The organism is Streptomyces sp. Inha503 (assembly GCF_047215865.1).
GTDB classification, from domain to species: domain Bacteria; phylum Actinomycetota; class Actinomycetes; order Streptomycetales; family Streptomycetaceae; genus Streptomyces; species Streptomyces lycopersici.
The window spans coordinates 10,791,176-10,806,400 of sequence record NZ_CP178360.1 but is presented as its reverse complement, the minus strand read 5'-3'; the positions used below and the strand labels follow the sequence as shown (position 1 = coordinate 10,806,400).

The 15,225-nt window shown below is 67.2% G+C and carries 18 protein-coding genes; 10 read left to right on the top strand and 8 right to left on the bottom strand.

Annotation, left to right across the window (positions count from 1 at the left end):
* Positions 1 to 5 precede the first annotated feature (5 nt).
* Together ACJX2R_RS45060 and ACJX2R_RS45055 are read left to right on the top strand one after the other, a co-directional pair.
* The gene (locus ACJX2R_RS45060; RefSeq protein WP_413104808.1) at positions 6 to 701 is read left to right on the top strand and encodes a DUF4255 domain-containing protein; all 696 of its coding nucleotides are present in this window, start codon (positions 6 to 8) and stop codon (positions 699 to 701) included.
* Entirely contained in the window at positions 698 to 2,794 is a 2,097-nt protein-coding gene (locus tag ACJX2R_RS45055; RefSeq protein WP_413104807.1) for an ATP-binding protein, read from the top strand. Before ACJX2R_RS45060 ends, ACJX2R_RS45055 begins: the two co-directional genes overlap by 4 nt.
* An 18-nt stretch (positions 2,795 to 2,812) precedes the next feature.
* On the opposite strand, the gene ACJX2R_RS45050 is transcribed toward ACJX2R_RS45055, so the two are convergent.
* Complete coding sequence (locus ACJX2R_RS45050) at positions 2,813 to 4,756, bottom strand: sulfatase-like hydrolase/transferase (protein ID WP_413104806.1); 1,944 nt, start codon at positions 4,754 to 4,756, stop codon at positions 2,813 to 2,815.
* A gap of 213 nt (positions 4,757 to 4,969) precedes the next feature.
* On the opposite strand from ACJX2R_RS45050, the gene ACJX2R_RS45045 reads away from it, so the two are divergent.
* The 4 genes from ACJX2R_RS45045 (at position 4,970) to ACJX2R_RS45030 (ending at position 6,794) form a co-directional block, all read left to right on the top strand.
* Positions 4,970 to 5,341: a MerR family transcriptional regulator gene (locus ACJX2R_RS45045; RefSeq protein ID WP_413104805.1), complete on the top strand. Its 372-nt coding sequence runs from the start codon at positions 4,970 to 4,972 to the stop codon at positions 5,339 to 5,341.
* A gap of 19 nt (positions 5,342 to 5,360) precedes the next feature.
* The gene (locus ACJX2R_RS45040; protein ID WP_413104804.1) at positions 5,361 to 5,711 is read left to right on the top strand and encodes a VOC family protein; all 351 of its coding nucleotides are present in this window, start codon (positions 5,361 to 5,363) and stop codon (positions 5,709 to 5,711) included.
* A gap of 42 nt (positions 5,712 to 5,753) precedes the next feature.
* Positions 5,754 to 6,269: a DinB family protein gene (locus tag ACJX2R_RS45035; protein WP_413104803.1), complete on the top strand. Its 516-nt coding sequence runs from the start codon at positions 5,754 to 5,756 to the stop codon at positions 6,267 to 6,269.
* A gap of 234 nt (positions 6,270 to 6,503) precedes the next feature.
* Entirely contained in the window at positions 6,504 to 6,794 is a 291-nt protein-coding gene (locus ACJX2R_RS45030) for a hypothetical protein (RefSeq protein ID WP_413104802.1), read from the top strand.
* Positions 6,795 to 7,106: 312 nt separating this feature from the next.
* Here ACJX2R_RS45030 and ACJX2R_RS45025 read toward each other — a convergent pair whose 3' ends face one another.
* On the bottom strand, positions 7,107 to 7,325 hold the full coding sequence (locus ACJX2R_RS45025) for a DUF397 domain-containing protein (protein ID WP_262697648.1): 219 nt from the start codon (positions 7,323 to 7,325) through the stop codon (positions 7,107 to 7,109).
* A 14-nt stretch (positions 7,326 to 7,339) separates the two neighbouring features.
* On the bottom strand, positions 7,340 to 8,194 hold the full coding sequence (locus ACJX2R_RS45020; RefSeq protein WP_413104801.1) for a helix-turn-helix domain-containing protein: 855 nt from the start codon (positions 8,192 to 8,194) through the stop codon (positions 7,340 to 7,342).
* 239 nt (positions 8,195 to 8,433) lie between these two features.
* On the opposite strand from ACJX2R_RS45020, the gene ACJX2R_RS45015 reads away from it, so the two are divergent.
* On the top strand, positions 8,434 to 8,865 hold the full coding sequence (locus ACJX2R_RS45015; protein WP_413104800.1) for an ATP-binding protein: 432 nt from the start codon (positions 8,434 to 8,436) through the stop codon (positions 8,863 to 8,865).
* An 8-nt stretch (positions 8,866 to 8,873) separates the two neighbouring features.
* Here ACJX2R_RS45015 and ACJX2R_RS45010 read toward each other — a convergent pair whose 3' ends face one another.
* A complete protein-coding gene (locus ACJX2R_RS45010) occupies positions 8,874 to 9,419 on the bottom strand; it encodes a transposase (RefSeq protein WP_413104799.1) in 546 nt (181 codons plus the stop codon).
* 59 nt (positions 9,420 to 9,478) lie between these two features.
* Between ACJX2R_RS45010 and ACJX2R_RS45005 the strand changes: the two genes are divergently transcribed.
* Positions 9,479 to 10,210, top strand: a complete 732-nt coding sequence (locus ACJX2R_RS45005; protein WP_262697652.1) for a hypothetical protein — start codon at positions 9,479 to 9,481, stop codon at positions 10,208 to 10,210.
* Between the two features lie 88 nt (positions 10,211 to 10,298).
* Positions 10,299 to 11,179, top strand: a protein-coding gene (locus tag ACJX2R_RS45000) for an IS5 family transposase (RefSeq protein WP_413106114.1) whose coding sequence is annotated in 2 segments (ribosomal slippage) — positions 10,299 to 10,662 and positions 10,662 to 11,179 — 882 coding nt in all. Because the reading frame shifts where the segments join, the coding sequence is not laid out codon by codon here.
* A gap of 12 nt (positions 11,180 to 11,191) precedes the next feature.
* On the opposite strand, the gene ACJX2R_RS44995 is transcribed toward ACJX2R_RS45000, so the two are convergent.
* The 3 genes from ACJX2R_RS44995 to ACJX2R_RS44985 form a co-directional block, all read right to left on the bottom strand.
* Positions 11,192 to 11,836: a hypothetical protein gene (locus tag ACJX2R_RS44995; RefSeq protein WP_413104798.1), complete on the bottom strand. Its 645-nt coding sequence runs from the start codon at positions 11,834 to 11,836 to the stop codon at positions 11,192 to 11,194.
* A gap of 266 nt (positions 11,837 to 12,102) precedes the next feature.
* A complete protein-coding gene (locus tag ACJX2R_RS44990; protein ID WP_413104797.1) occupies positions 12,103 to 12,609 on the bottom strand; it encodes a DinB family protein in 507 nt (168 codons plus the stop codon).
* A gap of 307 nt (positions 12,610 to 12,916) precedes the next feature.
* The gene (locus tag ACJX2R_RS44985) at positions 12,917 to 14,158 is read right to left on the bottom strand and encodes an IS701 family transposase (RefSeq protein ID WP_413098204.1); all 1,242 of its coding nucleotides are present in this window, start codon (positions 14,156 to 14,158) and stop codon (positions 12,917 to 12,919) included.
* 233 nt (positions 14,159 to 14,391) lie between these two features.
* On the opposite strand from ACJX2R_RS44985, the gene ACJX2R_RS44980 reads away from it, so the two are divergent.
* Positions 14,392 to 14,592, top strand: coding sequence for a hypothetical protein (locus tag ACJX2R_RS44980; protein ID WP_413104796.1), 201 nt, complete (start codon positions 14,392 to 14,394; stop codon positions 14,590 to 14,592).
* Positions 14,593 to 14,609: 17 nt separating this feature from the next.
* Here the strand turns inward: ACJX2R_RS44980 and ACJX2R_RS44975 are convergent, their stop codons facing one another.
* Positions 14,610 to 15,224, bottom strand: coding sequence for a hypothetical protein (locus ACJX2R_RS44975; RefSeq protein WP_262697654.1), 615 nt, complete (start codon positions 15,222 to 15,224; stop codon positions 14,610 to 14,612).
* Position 15,225 lies beyond the last annotated feature (1 nt).

Below are 15,225 nucleotides of genomic sequence, written 5' to 3'. Positions count from 1 at the left end.
ACTCCGTGATCCACGAGGTCGACGAGGCGCTGCGCGCCATGTTCCGGAGCGACGCCCTGACGGGCGGCCAGGTGGCCGTGGTCTTCGACGCCCCCACCCGTGACTGGGCCGCCAAGGTCAACGCCCCCACCGTCAATCTCTATCTGTACGACATCCGCGAGGACATGCGGCTCCGGGAACGCGGTCTGCTCAATGAGTACGACGAGCAGGGCACCATCGTGGCCCGGCGCCGCCCGCCCCGCTACTTCAAGCTCTCGTACCTCATCACCGCGTGGACCAAGCGCCCCGAGGACGAGCACCGGCTGCTGTCCTCGTTGCTGTCCTGTCTGCTGCGGTACGAGGCCCTGCCCGCCGAACGGCTCACCGGTACGCTCGCCGAACTCGGCGTGTCCGTACCCATGACGGTCGCGCTCCCGCCCCCCGAGGACCGGTCGTTCGCCGATGTGTGGAGCGCGCTCGGGGGCGAACTCAAGCCCTCGCTCGACCTGGTGGTGAGCGTGCCGGTCACCGAATCGCCCGTCTATCCGGCGGGTCCGCAGGTGGGCGAGGAGGGGGTGCGCCTGGGCTTCTCCGACTCCTCGACGGAAGCCCCCGGGCCCCCGGCACCCACCCAGCCGATGCCGGGTGGCGCCAACCTGCCGCTGTACGGCACCCGCCGCACCGGTATCGCCTCCCGCGTGGCGGAAGAGCGAGCCGAATGACGAGCACGACGGACCCGGAGACCGAGGTACCGGACCCGAGCCTGCGCCACCTCCTCGACCGCGCCATTCTCGTCGAACAGCGGGTACGGCGCGCCGTCCACGCCCGTCAGCTCACCGACCCCAACCCCGACGACGCCTTCCGCGGTCTCTACCTCAGCGACGAGACCATCCACCGGCTTCTCGACTCCGGGCGCTCCCTCGAAGCCACCGCCCCCGACGAGGCCGATGCCACCCTCCTGACCGAGGCCGAGGCGCGCGCCGACACCGCGGCACGGGTGGGCCCCCCGACCCGGCTGCGCTCCCTCATCCATGACTTCGGCCTCTCCGCGCTCGATACGGAGATCCTGCTGATCGCTCTCGTCCCTGATCTGGACGATCGTTTCGAGCAGTTCTACGGCTACCTCAACGACGATGTCACCCGCCGCCGGCCGTCCATCGGCCTCGCCCTCGGCCTCTGCGGACTCTCCGCCGCCGACGCGGCCGCACGGTCCAGGCTGTCCCCGCAAGCCCCGCTGCAAGCGGGTGGTCTGCTGCTGGTCGAGGAGCCGGACCGCCCGTTCCTGGCCCGCGCGCTCCGGGTCCCCGACCGGGTCACGGCGCATCTCCTCGGCGATGACACACCCGATCCGCGCATCGTCGATCTGCTCGCCCCGTGGCAGGACGTGTCCGGCGTCGGCGATCCGGCCCCGCTCGCCCGTGCTCTCGCCACCGAGGAGCCCCTGGCCTATCTCCGGGAGGACCAGGGCGGCGCGGGCACGGCGCTCGGGGCGCGCGCCCTCGCCCGGTCGGGCCACGTCGTCCTCGGTCTCGACCTCGAACGCCTCGCGCGGGACCCCCATCCGGCCGAGGCGGTGCGGATCCTCGCCCGCGAGGCCCGGCTCACCTCCTCCGGTCTGGTGTGCGGTCCGATCGACGCCCTCGTCCGGGAGCGGCCCGAGGTCATCCGGCTGGTGACCGACGTCCCGCTCCCCGTCGTCCTGGTCGGCCGCGTCCCCTGGGACGCGGCGTGGTCCTCCCGACCGCCGTTGCTGCTGCACGCCCCGCGCGTGGAACCGACGGCACGGGCGGCGCTCTGGTCGGCCGCCCATGGCGCCCCGGTCCCCGCGGAGCTGGACCTCACCCACCTCCTCGCCCCGTTCCTCCTCGCCCCGGACCAGATCACCCGGGCCGCCCGGGGCGCCGCCCAGAGCGCCGCGCTGGACGGCGGCACCCTGCGCCCGGACCACATCCGCGCCGGGGCCCGGGCCCAGAACGCGGCGGGGCTCGACCGTCTCGCCCGCCGGATCGAACCGGCCGTGGGCTGGTCCGACCTCGTACTTCCACCGGGCACCCTCGCCCAGCTCCGCGAACTCACCGCCCGCGCCCGCCACCGCGACCGGGTCCTGGGCGAATGGGGCATGCGGCCGGGCGGCGGCCGGGGCCGCGGGGTCACCGCCCTCTTCGCGGGGGACTCCGGCACGGGCAAGACGATGTCGGCCGAGGTGATCGCCGCAGACCTGGGCCTGGACCTCTACACGGTCGATCTGGCCACCGTCATCGACAAGTACGTGGGCGAAACCGAGAAGAACCTGGAGCGCATCTTCACGGAGGCCGCCGGTATCAACGGCGTTCTGCTCTTCGACGAGGCGGACGCCATCTTCGGCAAGCGCTCGGAGGTCAAGGACGCGCATGACCGCTATGCGAACGTCGAGAGCGCGTATCTCCTCCAGCGCATGGAGACGTTCGACGGCCTGGCCATACTCGCCACCAACCTCCGCGCCAACCTGGACGACGCCTTCACCCGCCGACTCGATCTCGTCGTCGATTTCCCCCTCCCCGACGCCAACCACCGCCGTCTGCTGTGGGACCGCTCCCTGGGCACCGTCCTCCCCCGCTCCACCGATCTGGACCTGGACTTCTGCGCCGAGTCCTTCGAGCTGGCCGGCGGCAACATCCGGTCGGTGGCCGTCACCGCCGCCTATCTCGCGGCCGAATCCGGCAGTCCGGTGACGATGCCCGACCTCATCCACGCCGTGCAGCGCGAGTACCAGAAGCTGGGCCGACTCACCCTGGCCTCGGAGTTCGGCCCGTACACGCGGCTGCTGACGGACTGACTTACGGGCCAACGAAAGCTATCGCTTCGCCGACGGCGAAGCTGGGGCGGTTCCCCCGCCGGGGTTCGGACCGTAGGCGTCCAGGAAGCGGTCGCGGAAGGAGCTCATCTTCCACACCGGGGCCTTCGCGCCCGGCATCAGACCGTCGTCCCAGTTCCAGTGGGAGATCCGGTCCAGTACCGCCTTGTCGTGCGCGACGATCGACACCGGTACGTCCCGGCTGGCGTTGTCACCGCTGACCCGGGCGAGCGGCTGGTGGTCGCCGAGGAAGACCAGCACCGTGTTCTTGTCGCCGTACTTCAGCACGTAGTCGATGAGGCTGTTGACCGAGTACTGGATGGACCTTCCGTACTCGGTCTTCACCTTCGTGGAATCGGTGAACACGTCCGCGGGCTTCTTGCCCGCCTTCTGGATGGCCTTGTAGACCGAGCCGTCGCCGACCTGGCTCCAGGGGATCGTCTTGGGGATGGGCGCCCAGGGCTGGTGGCTGGAGGTCAGGATGATCTGCGACATCAGCGGCTTGTCGTGCTTCTTGCCGTGCTCCAGGCGCTCGAACGCCTTCAGGGCGTACTGGTCGGGCATGGTCGACCAGCTGAACTTCGGTCCCTTGTAGCCGAGTTCGCGGGAGTCGTAGACATGGTCGAGGCCGTAGAACTTGCCCTCCGGCCAGGCCTTCTGCACCCCCGGCATGATGCCCACGGTCCGCCAGGCACCGGTGCGCTGAAAGGCGCGGGTGATGGACATGTGGTCGCCCGCGGTGACGGTGCGGTAGCGGTTCTGGTTGTCGATCCACAGGCCGGTGAGGAAGGTGGAGTGCCCCAGCCAGCTGCTGCCGCCGTACGTGGCCGAGGTGAGCCAGCCGCTCTTGGACGCGAACCCGGCCTTGTTCAGCCGCTTGGTGGCGTTCTTGAGCGTCTTGTCGACACCGGGCGCGATCGCCGGGTCCTCGATGGCCGAGCGGCCGTAGCTCTCGATGAAGGTGAAGATCATGTCCTTGCCGCGCAGCCCGGTCAGCAGCTGGTCGCCGGGGGTGTCGCCGTAGGTGTCCACGGCGGCCACCTTGGCGAACTCCCGCTCGTCCCTGATGGTCTTGCGCACCCGCTCCGCCCGGTCCTGGACCAGCGCGGTGGTGCTCCTGGACGCGAACGGCGCCCCGGCCACCTGCACCCCGAGCGCCGCGCACATCACCCAGACGGTGCCGAGCACCAGGGTGGTACGGGTGGCCACGGCGGTGTTGCGCGCCATGACGTTGCTGACCCGCAGGACGGCGAGCGCCATCAGGACGACCAGGGCGACGGCGAGCACCACGACCCCGATCACGGCGACGGTGGCGGCCGTCCCGCCGACCGAGTCCTTGAGGTACGACTCGGCGTCGTCCAGCAATATCCAGTCGAGCACCACGTTGAACCCACGCCCGAGGAACTCATTGAAACCGATGTCGAGGAGGTTCAGGATGGTCAGCGCCCCCAGGACCGCCCCGCCGAGCACCGCCACCACCCGCCGCGCCATCGTCGGCAGCATGAGCAGCAGCGTGGCGCCGAAGATCCCTTCCACCGGGATGCGCATGAAGGCGCTGGGTTCGAGGAGGGTGAGCTTGGTGGGCAGGAGGAGGGCGATGAACACGAAGGCGAGGGACAGCCCCGTGACCGTCCACGCCACCGTCCGCGCCACGACGGGGTACTTGGCCCGCCAGCCCTTGCGTATGGGGGCCACGTCGGGCGCGGTGCCGACCAGCGGGCCGGTCACGGTGGTCTGGGCGTCCGCGCCGGTATCCACGTCCGCGGCGGGGTCCGCCACCTGCGCGGCGGCCGTATCCCGCTCCCCGGCGTCATCCCGTCCCTGGGCGGGGACATCCGGTGTGCGCTCAGGTGGACCCTCCGGTGACGAGCCCTCCGTCAGGCCCTCCCCCGTGGTTCCCTTGTCCGATTCCGACCGCTGGCGAGAGCTCGATTGGCGCGACAACCCGAAGGTCCTTCCCTGCGAAGCCCGGTGGTGACACGGCGGACCCGGCTCGGGTGGCTGGGCCGTCGTTATCCGTACGGCGTTCCAGGGGCCCGTGTTCAATCACCTGGCACTTTTCCCGGCGCCTTCGCCCCTCGCGAGCGCACCCACCCCACGATACGCTGAATCCTTCACATGAATGTGAAGGATGCGAGGGTTGAGAGGACGGGGCACATGCGCATCGGAGAGCTGTCGGAGCGCACCGGCACACCGCGCCGGCTGCTGCGCTACTACGAGGAGCAGGGCTTGATCCTGCCCGACCGCTGCGCGAACGGCTACCGTTCGTACGACGAGCGTCTCGTCGACCGGGTACTCCAGATCAGGGGCCTGCTCGACGCCGGGCTCCCCACCCGCATCATCAAGCAGATCCTGCCGTGCCTCGACAAACCGCGGCTCATCCACTTCTCCGATGCCACACCGGAAATGGTCGCCACGCTGGAGAACGAGCGGGACCGCATGACCCGGCGCATCGACTGTCTGACCCGCAACCGGGACGCGATCTCCGAGTATCTTGACGCCGTGCTCGGCAACCACACCACCAGCTGACTCACCCGGGGAGCCCACGATGACCGTCCGCCGTGTCGTACCCAACGTCCGGTCCGCAGCGATGCGCGAGAACCGGGAGTTCTACGGCCTCCTGGGCTTCGAGGAGGTGATGAACCAGGGCTGGATCATGACGCTCGCCTCCACCACCAACCCCACGGCCCAGATCAGCGTGCTGACCCATGACGAAACCGGACCGGTGGTCCCCGATGTGAGCGTCGAGGTGGACGACGTGGACGCGGCCTACGCGGCGATGTGCGACAGCGGCGCCGAGATCGTGCACTCCCTGCGGGACGAGGAGTGGGGCGTCCGCCGCTTCTTCGTCCGCGACCCCAACGGCCGCGTGATCAATGTACTGAGCCACCGCCGATAGCCCAGTGCGTGCCGTCGATGCACCGCGCTAGCGTTACCCCTCATGACGACGCCACCGCGCATCCGCCCGCACCGCTCCGCCGATGAGCGCACCCAGCTGCTGGGCTGGCTCGATATGCAGCGCGCCATCATCGCGTGGAAATGCGAGGGCCTGTCCGAGGCGGACGCCCACCGCTCCCTCCTCCCGACCTCGCCCCTGATGACCCTGGCCGGGATCGTCTCCCATATGCGCTGGGTGGAGCAGCTGTGGTTCGAAATCGTCCTGCTCGGCCGCCCGGCGCAGGGCCCCCAGTTCAACGATGACTTCGAGGACGCCGGTATGAGGGTCGAGGGCATCCCGCTCGCCCAGCTCCTCAAGGACTACGCCCAGCAGTGCCAGGTGTCCAACGAGATCATCGCGGACCACGCCCTGGACGACACCGGCCGCCACCCCGCCTTCAACGCCTCCTCCACCAGCCTGCGGTGGATCCTCTTCCATATGATCGAGGAAACCGCCCGCCACGCCGGCCATATGGACACCATCCGGGAACTCATCGACGGTGAGAAGGGCTACTACTGACGTCCCGCCACGGTGACCGGATGACGTACATCGAGATCAACGGATCGCCCGCCACCGCGGACACCCTGCGGCTGCCCGCGCTCACCAGCTATGGGCACTTCACGGCGATGCAGATCAGGAACGCGCGGGTCCGCGACACCGCCGACGTCCGCGACGTCTCGCTCCGGGTGTATGTCTACTGGCCCGAGGGCGACGAGCGAGCCACCCTGATGGTCACGGTGCGTCCCGCAGACGATGCCGACAGGACCGAAGTCCGTGATGCCGGTCCCCTTCGTCCGCGAGCTCCCCCACATCAAGCACCTGGGCCGCTTCGGCCAGAGCCACTACCTCACCGCCGCACACCGCGCCGGCCACGACGAGGCCCTCCTGACCGACCCCCAGGGCGTGGTGGCCGAGGGCGCGATCACCAACTCGCAGGGGTTCGCACCGGTGCGGCGGATCGACGAGGTGGAGTACACGGTGGACGGAGAGCTGATGGGGCGGGTGAGCGCGGCGTACGAGGCGGTGGAGTGGGACGCGGTCTGAGCCCTGATCGAGCCGGGCTTGGCTCTGACACCGAAACACGACACCGCCGCCGAGGAACTCGGCCCTCCCGAAGTCGTGGTCTACAACACCGCAATCATCCAGGCGGACGCCCCCAGCGAACTGTCGGTCCGCGGCCACTTGAACGCCTGGGCGGTCAACGTGGTGGGCGGGCACTTCCACCACCGCCGCACATGTGCTGCCCGCGATGGCGGAACGGGGAGGCGGAACAACCGTGTCGAGGAACTGCACGAGCGTGCGGACTCCGGGATCCAGAACGGCTCGCCGGTGTCATGTCGAGCACTACATGCCTGCTCAGCCGCCAATCCCGCCAGCCTTGACGCTGCTCACAAAGTCGACCCATGCATCAACAGAAAGAGAGAGAGCGGGCACATCAGGCGACTTGGAGTCGCGCACCCCAACCTTCCCCCTCAGATCCGCGACCTCAATGCACTCATTGCCCTCTCCACCGCTGTAGCTGCTCTTGAACCAAACCGCTGCTATCGGACCAGCGGAAGGGACACGCTCCGTCACGGGGACAGCTCCTGTCAGACTTTGGCCAGCAGCCGCAGAGACGCTGAGGGGTCGGCTGCCTGCGATCGAAGGTAGTCAAAGGTCAATTTATAGGACCGGACGTCCTCTGCCTCGTCCAGATACAGGCCACGACGGCGCATCTCGATATAGACCACGGCCATGGAGTTGAGCGGGTTCCGCTCATCGTCTCGCCCCAAGACCACGAAGTGACCCGTACCCGCCGCATGGGCGCCAGCCGTGAACGGCAAGACCTGAATGTCGACGTTCGGCGTCTGGGCCATCTCATGCAGATGGGCCATCTGCTCAGCCATAACAGCCCGCCCGCCGACGTCGCGCCGGAGCACGGCCTCATCGAGAACCACCCACAGATGCAAGGTCGGGTCCCGGCGCAGGATTTCTTGCCTCTGCATCCGCGCGTCCACCATGCGCTCAATCTCTCCGTTGGCACTGCGCAACTCCCGTGCCTGGTGGATCGCGAGGGCGTACGGGCGAGTCTGGAGCAGGCCGGGGACGACCGTGTTGGCGTAGACGTGTTCGTACGCCGCCTCGTGTTCGAAGGACACCAGCGGATCCATCCACTCCGGCACAGCGCTGTTGCCCACCCACCAGCCATCGGTCTGCGACTTGGCCACCTTGACGAGCGCGTCGCGTTCTCCAGCGGACGCGTCACAAGCATCGGCAAGCGCTTTGACCGTGGCCCAGCGGATACGAGCCCGGTCCTGCCACATCTCATAACGGCTGACCGTCGCCTTGCTCACTCCGGCGCGCTCTGCGACCTGGGCCTGTGTCAGGCCACAACGCTCCCGCAGAGCGATCAGCCCACGGGCGATCTGCATACGCCCAGCAGGCCCCGTCAGCGTGGCGGTCATCCCCGAACTCCCTCCACCAGCCAGGCAACTGCACCTGACGAACCGCTCATCAACGCGCCGAGCGTACGGCCCAGACGCGTTCGTTCGAGACCCCATCGCAAGCAGTCACTCACATGAATGAACTACACCGAGACGAAGACCATTCATTGAACTCCAATGACAGGCTTCTCATGAACGCCTCGCAGGTTGCTCTCCGGCAGCTCCGACCTGCATGCCACCGCCCGACATGAGGAGTAGCCATGACGTCCCGCCCTCTCCCAGCCGGCAGCCCATCCGAGCATTGGCGCCTCCCACGCCATCCACGCAGCGTTGGACGCGCACGTCAGCGCCTCCGGCAGGAGCTGGCGGAGGAACGGATCTCAACCGACATGCTGGCGACAGCGGAACTGCTCCTGTCGGAGCTGGTCACCAACGCGGTGCAGCACGCGCACGTCCCGCCGGGCCGAGAGATCGAGGTGCGCTACGAGCTGTCCGACAGTCACCTGCGCGTGGAGGTCGCCGACGCCTCGGAGGAACAACCGGAGCAATGCGCACCAGATACCGACGACGAGCGCGGCCGCGGCCTGCTGCTCGTGGACAGCCTTGCAGCCAAGTGGGATGTGAGTCCCCGAGACGCGGTCGGCAAGTCCGTGTGGTTCGAGCTACTGCTACCGCCCGAAGTAGAACGTTAATCGCGACGTCACATCTTGGAGAGACGGAGCCGATCGTACGCGATGCCGCAGAAGTTCTTGAGGGCATTGAAGCACCGCTCGACGATGTTGCGGCGGCAGTAGATCTCACGGTCGAAGCCGGGTGGCCGACCGCCACGGCGGCCCCCTTTACGGCGATGCTGCTGGTCAGTTTTCTCCGGGATGGTGTGGCCGATCCCGCGTTTGCGCAGGTAGGCGCGGAATCCTTGGGAGCTATAGGCCTTATCGGCCACCACGTGGCTGGGGCGACGTCGGGGTCGGCCGAGCCCGAGGCGGGGTACCTGGTGCTGAAGGGCATGGGTGAACACGCCCTCCAGCGCGTAACGGCGGAGGCGGGTGTACACGGTCTTCCAGGACCCGTACCGTTCGGGCAGGTCACGCCAGGTGATACCGGTGCGGATCTTGTAGACCATGCCGTTGACGACCCGCCGGTCGTCCGCACGCGGACGGCCAGTCCCAGCCTGAGGTATGAGCGGGGCCAGCAACTCCCACTCATGGTCAGTGAGCTCATGTCGACGCACCCGCCCATAATCCATCACGTTCGGACCTTCCCCAGTGATCAGTAGGAGCGGTGCGATCGCTAGGGTCTGCGGACATGATGGGGGCGGATGTTATCGACAGCATTGCTGGGGCCGTGGGCTCGCAGCTTCTCAGCGCAGCGGTTGCGGCAGTGCTCACCGGCATGGCCGGATTGGCGCGGTGGCTTGTGGTCAGACGATTGCCGGCCCGCCGCACGTGGCGCTACTCCAGTGCGAGTGAGCTTTCCATCGTTCTGGACACTTCTCACATAGACACGGGCCGCTACCAACGCCCAGTGGCCGGCCTGGGACAGGTGCGGGGGTTGTCCCTGCTCGTTCCTTCGCTCACCAACGCCTATCGGGACCTGGACTTGGAGAAGGTCCGGCTGTCGGCCCATCTGCCGGGGTACGAAATGGAGCACGACCTGCTCGTGCTGGGAGGGCCGAAGAACAACGAGGTTGCCCACCGCATCCTTGATGCCATGGCGGGCACCCTGCCGTTCCACCTCGGCGGTGGAGCCATCACCTGGGAAGGCACGGCCTACAAGGGCGAGACCGCTGACGGCCAGGTCATACGCGACTGCGGCTACATCGTCAGAGCCACCAATCCGCTCAACCCGAACAAGCGCGTCGTACTCATTGGAGGCTGGTCCACCTACGGCACCGTGGCGGCAGCTCGCTGGCTGGCAGAGAACGGCTCCCGCCGCTCTCTATCCGCTGATGCCGCCGTGCTCGTAGAAGCCTCAGTCCTGCGCGACGGTCATGTGTCCACTCCGCAAGCCCTGCATCAAGCGACTCTGTGCATCTGAGCTGCGGCATCAGGCGGTTTGAAGCCGGACCCTAGGGCCTGTCCGGCGGATCACGTGACCGTCGAGGATTCGGGTCGTCGGCATGAGCATGGGGCGGGGAGATTTAACGCATGCGGAGTGGGCCCGGCTGAAGTCGCATCTGCCGAAGTCCGGGAAGCCGGGCGGCCGTTGGGCCAGCCACCGCAGGGTCATCAACGGGATCCTGTACCGACTGCGCGCTGGGGTGCCATGGCGGGATCTACCTGCGCGTTTCGGTCCGTGGAAGACGGTGTACGAACGGCACAGACGTTGGTCGGCGGAGGGCACCTGGGACGGGATCTTCGCGGCCGTCCTGGCCGACGCCGACGCGGACGGCCGGATCGACTGGTCGATGGTGAGCGTCGATTCGACCTCGTGCCGGGCCCATCAGCACGCCGCCGGGGCTCGTACGAAACCGCCACGAGTGCCGGGAAAAGACGCACGCCCCGGCAGCATCGCCCCGACGAGGGACTCGGACGCTCCCGGGGCGGCCTGACCTGCAAGATCCACCTCGCTGGTGAGGGTGGACGCCGCCCCCTGGCCCTGCTGATCACTCCGGGCCAGTGGGGCGACGCTCCGCAGCTCATTCCGGTCATGGAACGCATCCGTGTTGGCCGCCTCGGTGGCGGACACCCGCGCACGCGGCCCGACCACCTCGGGGGCGACAAAGCGTATTCCTCCCGCCGCAACCGCCGCTACCTGCGACGACTCCAGATCAAGCACACCATCCCCGAACCGAAGAACCAGCGGGCCAACCGCCAGCGAAGGGGCAGCAAGGGCGGCCGACCCGCAGGCTTCGACAAGACGATCTACAAGCGAAGGAACGAAGTCGAGCGGACGATCAACACGTTGAAGAACTCCCGGGCCGTGGCCACGAGGTTCGACAAACGCGGCTACATCTTCCACGGCACCGTCACCGTCGCCTCGATCCGACTCTGGCTCCGCCCGTGATCTCCGCCGGATCTAGAAGTGCCGCAGGCGCAGCAGGAACTGGCAGCCGCCGGGGCGTCCGTCGGTGTCGATCTTCACTGTGACCGGAGAGCCGGCGGAGGCCGAGTGGGTCACGGGCGAGGCGTCCTCGCACTGGCCCGGTTCACCGTCGGCATAGAGCTGAACGTCGAGGACGATCCTGCCCGTCACGGTGAAAGTGAGGTTGCACCAGCCCGGCTGGTTGTCGGTGTCGACCCTGACCTGCTTCCCGAATGCCGGGATCGGCAGTATCGGCACCTCGTTGGGACTCAGGTTGTCCCCGCACTGGCCTACACCGTTGGTGCTGCGGGTGAGTTGATATTTGATGGAGGAGCCCGCGAGGGTGCCGTCCGGGTCGGTGACGCCGAACGCCAGCCGACAGCCGCCGGGACGGTTATCGGTGTCGAGGCGGATGGCCTCCGTCCAGTTCGGCGAGGTGGCCCACTGCTCCCCGGTCCTCCCTTCGCACTGACCCGTGCCGTCGGGGTTGAACTGGATGCCGATCTGCGGTTCGGTACCCAGCGGGGCGGCTTCCGACGCGTACGCCGCTGTACTGGACAGACCGCCGACCATGAATGCGCCTGCGGCCAGGACGAGGGCCAGCGATCTGAGACGTCCGGTGATCCGTAATCCGCTCATACGAGAGTCTCCTCGGAATTTGTGGGCGCGACGGCTGGGCCCGGCGCGCCGCTGTCGTGTGCCGACCGGCCAGCACGTCCGGCTGGTCCAGACCGCAGTATGGGCTGCTGACACCCCGCCTCTGTCGGCGTGAACACGCCAATCTTTGGCCCCGGCCGAGGCGGTCGCAGGGACTCGGGGATCACCAAAGTTAATCTTGGTCAGACTTCCCAGACTTGCCCCTACTGCGGCAGGTAGAGACCCGCTTCGCCGCGCAGTGCCGGCTTCTAGTCGCCGGTCGTGCCGTCGAGCATCTCGCGCAGGATGTCCAGGTGGCCGTTGTGGCGGGCCGTCTCCTCGGTGAGGTGGAGGAGGATCCAGCGCAGGTCGACGTGGAGGCCGTTGCGGACGGCTCGCTGGGCCTGTTTGTCCAGGCCGTTCCCGGCGACCAGTTCGCGGTAGCGGGTGCTCTGTTCGGCGTATTCGTCGAGCAACTGCGTGAGCGGGAAGTCGACGGCGATACGCATCTCGCGGTCGGGGTCCTCCTCGGTCCAGGGGCCCCGGTCTTCCTCGCCGAGGAAGACGACTTGGAACCAGTAGTACTCGACCCAGCGGAGGTGGTTGATCACTCCGCTCATGGTCATCAGCGGTGAGCCCGGCAGGAGCGACTTGCGTGCGTTCTCCGCAGAGACGCCATCGCACTTGGCGCGGGCGGTGTCACGTGCGTAGTCGAGAAACGTGGTGAGCTGAGTGCGCTCGTCCCACGCAGGTGGCGTGTCATCGATTCTGGTCATCGCGCGAAGCGTCCCCGAACACCGCGCCCGATGTCGAGGTATTTATCGACGGGCTCAACCTGCTCCGCCCAGTTCCTTGTCTGGCGGGTCGCTACAGCGATTCAGCGCTGGTGGGCCGCCGGCATGATCCGCCGGACACGCCCTAGTACTCCAGTCGCAGATCGCTATCGTCGCTGGTCAGGAGCGTGTCTGTGAGTGTACTTGCCTGACGTTCTGTCAGGTTGTGTGAGTTCGTGACTTCGGGTGCGACGGCGGTAGTGGCAGTGGCGGGCGATGGCCTGGTGTCGGCGTCGCCACCAGGACCAGCTCATCGCGTGGCCGGTGTGCTGAAGGTGTGCCGACGAGGAGTGACCAGCTGCCATGAGTCGCCGGATTTCTGCCACGGTGAGCGGTGCGAGGAAGTCGGAAGCGTTTCTGCGGCCCCCCTTTCCGGCCCCGCGGCGGCTGCCATGGCGGCGAGGAAGGCGTGGGTGAGCATGGCCAGGGTGATGTGCCGGTACCAGCCCGGATACCGACGGACCTCGTACTGGTCCAGCCCACACTCGTTCTTCGCGGCCTGGAAGGCTTCCTCGATCGCCCAGCGAGTTCCGGCGACGCGCACCAGTTCAGCGACGGCGGTGCCGCCGGCTGCGTAGGCGAGGTAGTAGGCGATCTCCTCCGGGCGGGCCAGGCTGCGTCGGGCCAGTACCCATCGTTGATGGGTGGGCTGATCGCCGTCGAATTCCTCGATGGCGGGCAGTTGGGCCGCTGCCCAGTCATAGACACGTGGCCCCTTCGCGCCGCTGCCGCAGGAGTGGCGTTCCCAGGCTTCTTCGGGCGCCTGGGCGATGGCGAAGTCAATGCGCCCCAGGGCGTGTACCTGCTGCGACTTCGGCACGGCCAGGACATAGCCGACGCCGGCCTCCTCCAGCATGCGGCGGAAGCGCCATTCCTGGCCGTAGGCCGAATCCGCGGTCACCCACGTGATCGGCAGCGGAGAGGCCAGGGCTCGGGCGACCATCGCCTTGGCCAGTTCGCCCTTGGTGGCGAACCCCCGCTCCTCGGGGATCTTCGCCGCCCGGCAGCGGCCCGCGTCGGACGTCCAGGACTTCGGCAGGTACAGCTCCCGGTCCACCAGGGCCCGGCCCTTGGGTGATGCGTAGGCGGCGAAGACACCTATCTGGCAGTTCTCGGTGCGTCCGGCGGTGCCGGAATACTGCCGCTGGACCCCGGCCGAGACAGTGCCTTTCTTGAGGAACCCTGTGTCGTCGACAATGAGCACCCCCGTCGGAGCCCCGAGCTTCTCTGCGACGTATTCTTGCAGGTCATCACGTATCTCGTCGGGGTCCCAGCAGGCCCGGCTCAGCAGATGCTGCAACCCGGCGGGAGTGCGGTGACCAGCATGCTCGGCCAACTGCCAGCTGTTCTTCCGGCCCACCGGCCCTAGCAAGCCGTGCACATACGCCCGCATCCGCCGCCGTAAGTCCACCCGCCCGAACCGGTGGCCGATACGCACGAGCAGTTCTTCCAGTTCAGCCGCCCAGGCATCGAGCTGCACATCGTCTTGCATGACCAGTACAACGGCCCGTCGCACCCGAAGTCACGAACTCACACAACCTGACAGAACGTCAGGCAAGTACACTCACAGACACGCTCCTGACCAGCGACGATAGAGATCTGCGACTGGAGTACTAGCCGTGCCTTCCTCGCCTCCCAGTGTGGCCTGGGTGTGACAGCCCTCTTCACAGGCGACTCGGGGACCGGCAAGACCAAACCCGACGATCCCTTCACCGCCACTTGGACTTGGCCATCGGCTTCCCCACGCCTGCCGTCCAGCGACACCTCCTCTGGGACCGCTGCACGGCGGGCTTCCTGGCTGCCGAGTCGGACAAGCCGGTTACGACGATGGGCCCGATCCACGCGTTGCAATGCGAATACCAGAAATTGGGCCGCCTGACGCTGGTGTCGGAGCTCGGCCCGTACATGTCCCTGCTCACGACCTGATTCACGGGGAGGTTCGATCACCCCATACCATCAGCCAAGGTGACAGCACCCTCCCAGGTCCTCAGTGCAACGATGTGGGCGAGCATGCTCGAATACGATGCGAATGCTGGCTCGATGATCTCTTCAACCGAGTTCCCCTCAAGCAAGGCGTACGCCAGGTCGTCCCCTGCGAACTCGAAAATACGTTCATCCTCCATGTTGAAGGTGTCGACCACCAAATAAGAATTATCCGAACCGTGCCACGACCCGACCACATAGCTGTGCGCTCGTTCCGCGAAATCCTCCAACACCTCTTCTCCCGCTTCACCAAGACCAATGCCGTACCAGATGTCGACCTCCGAGTCCGACTTGCTGCACTCGTAGTCATAACCGTCGAATAGCGCCAGCAGGGGCGGGTGGACAAAAGAAAGCGCGCACCTGGAGTTCCGGATATGCGACGGCAGCACCACACCGTCTCTGGATTCCACCTCGTCGAGAGATTCTTCACTGTCTCTCGTGAAAGTGAACGAGGGAAATCGCTTAATGAATCGAGCGAAGTTCTGCTTGTAGCGCTGCGGAAGATCGGAATCCCAAACCCACCGCAGGGCCGCATTGGCGTCGGCGAAAAGTTCCCGCCCTGTCGAAGATCCCATG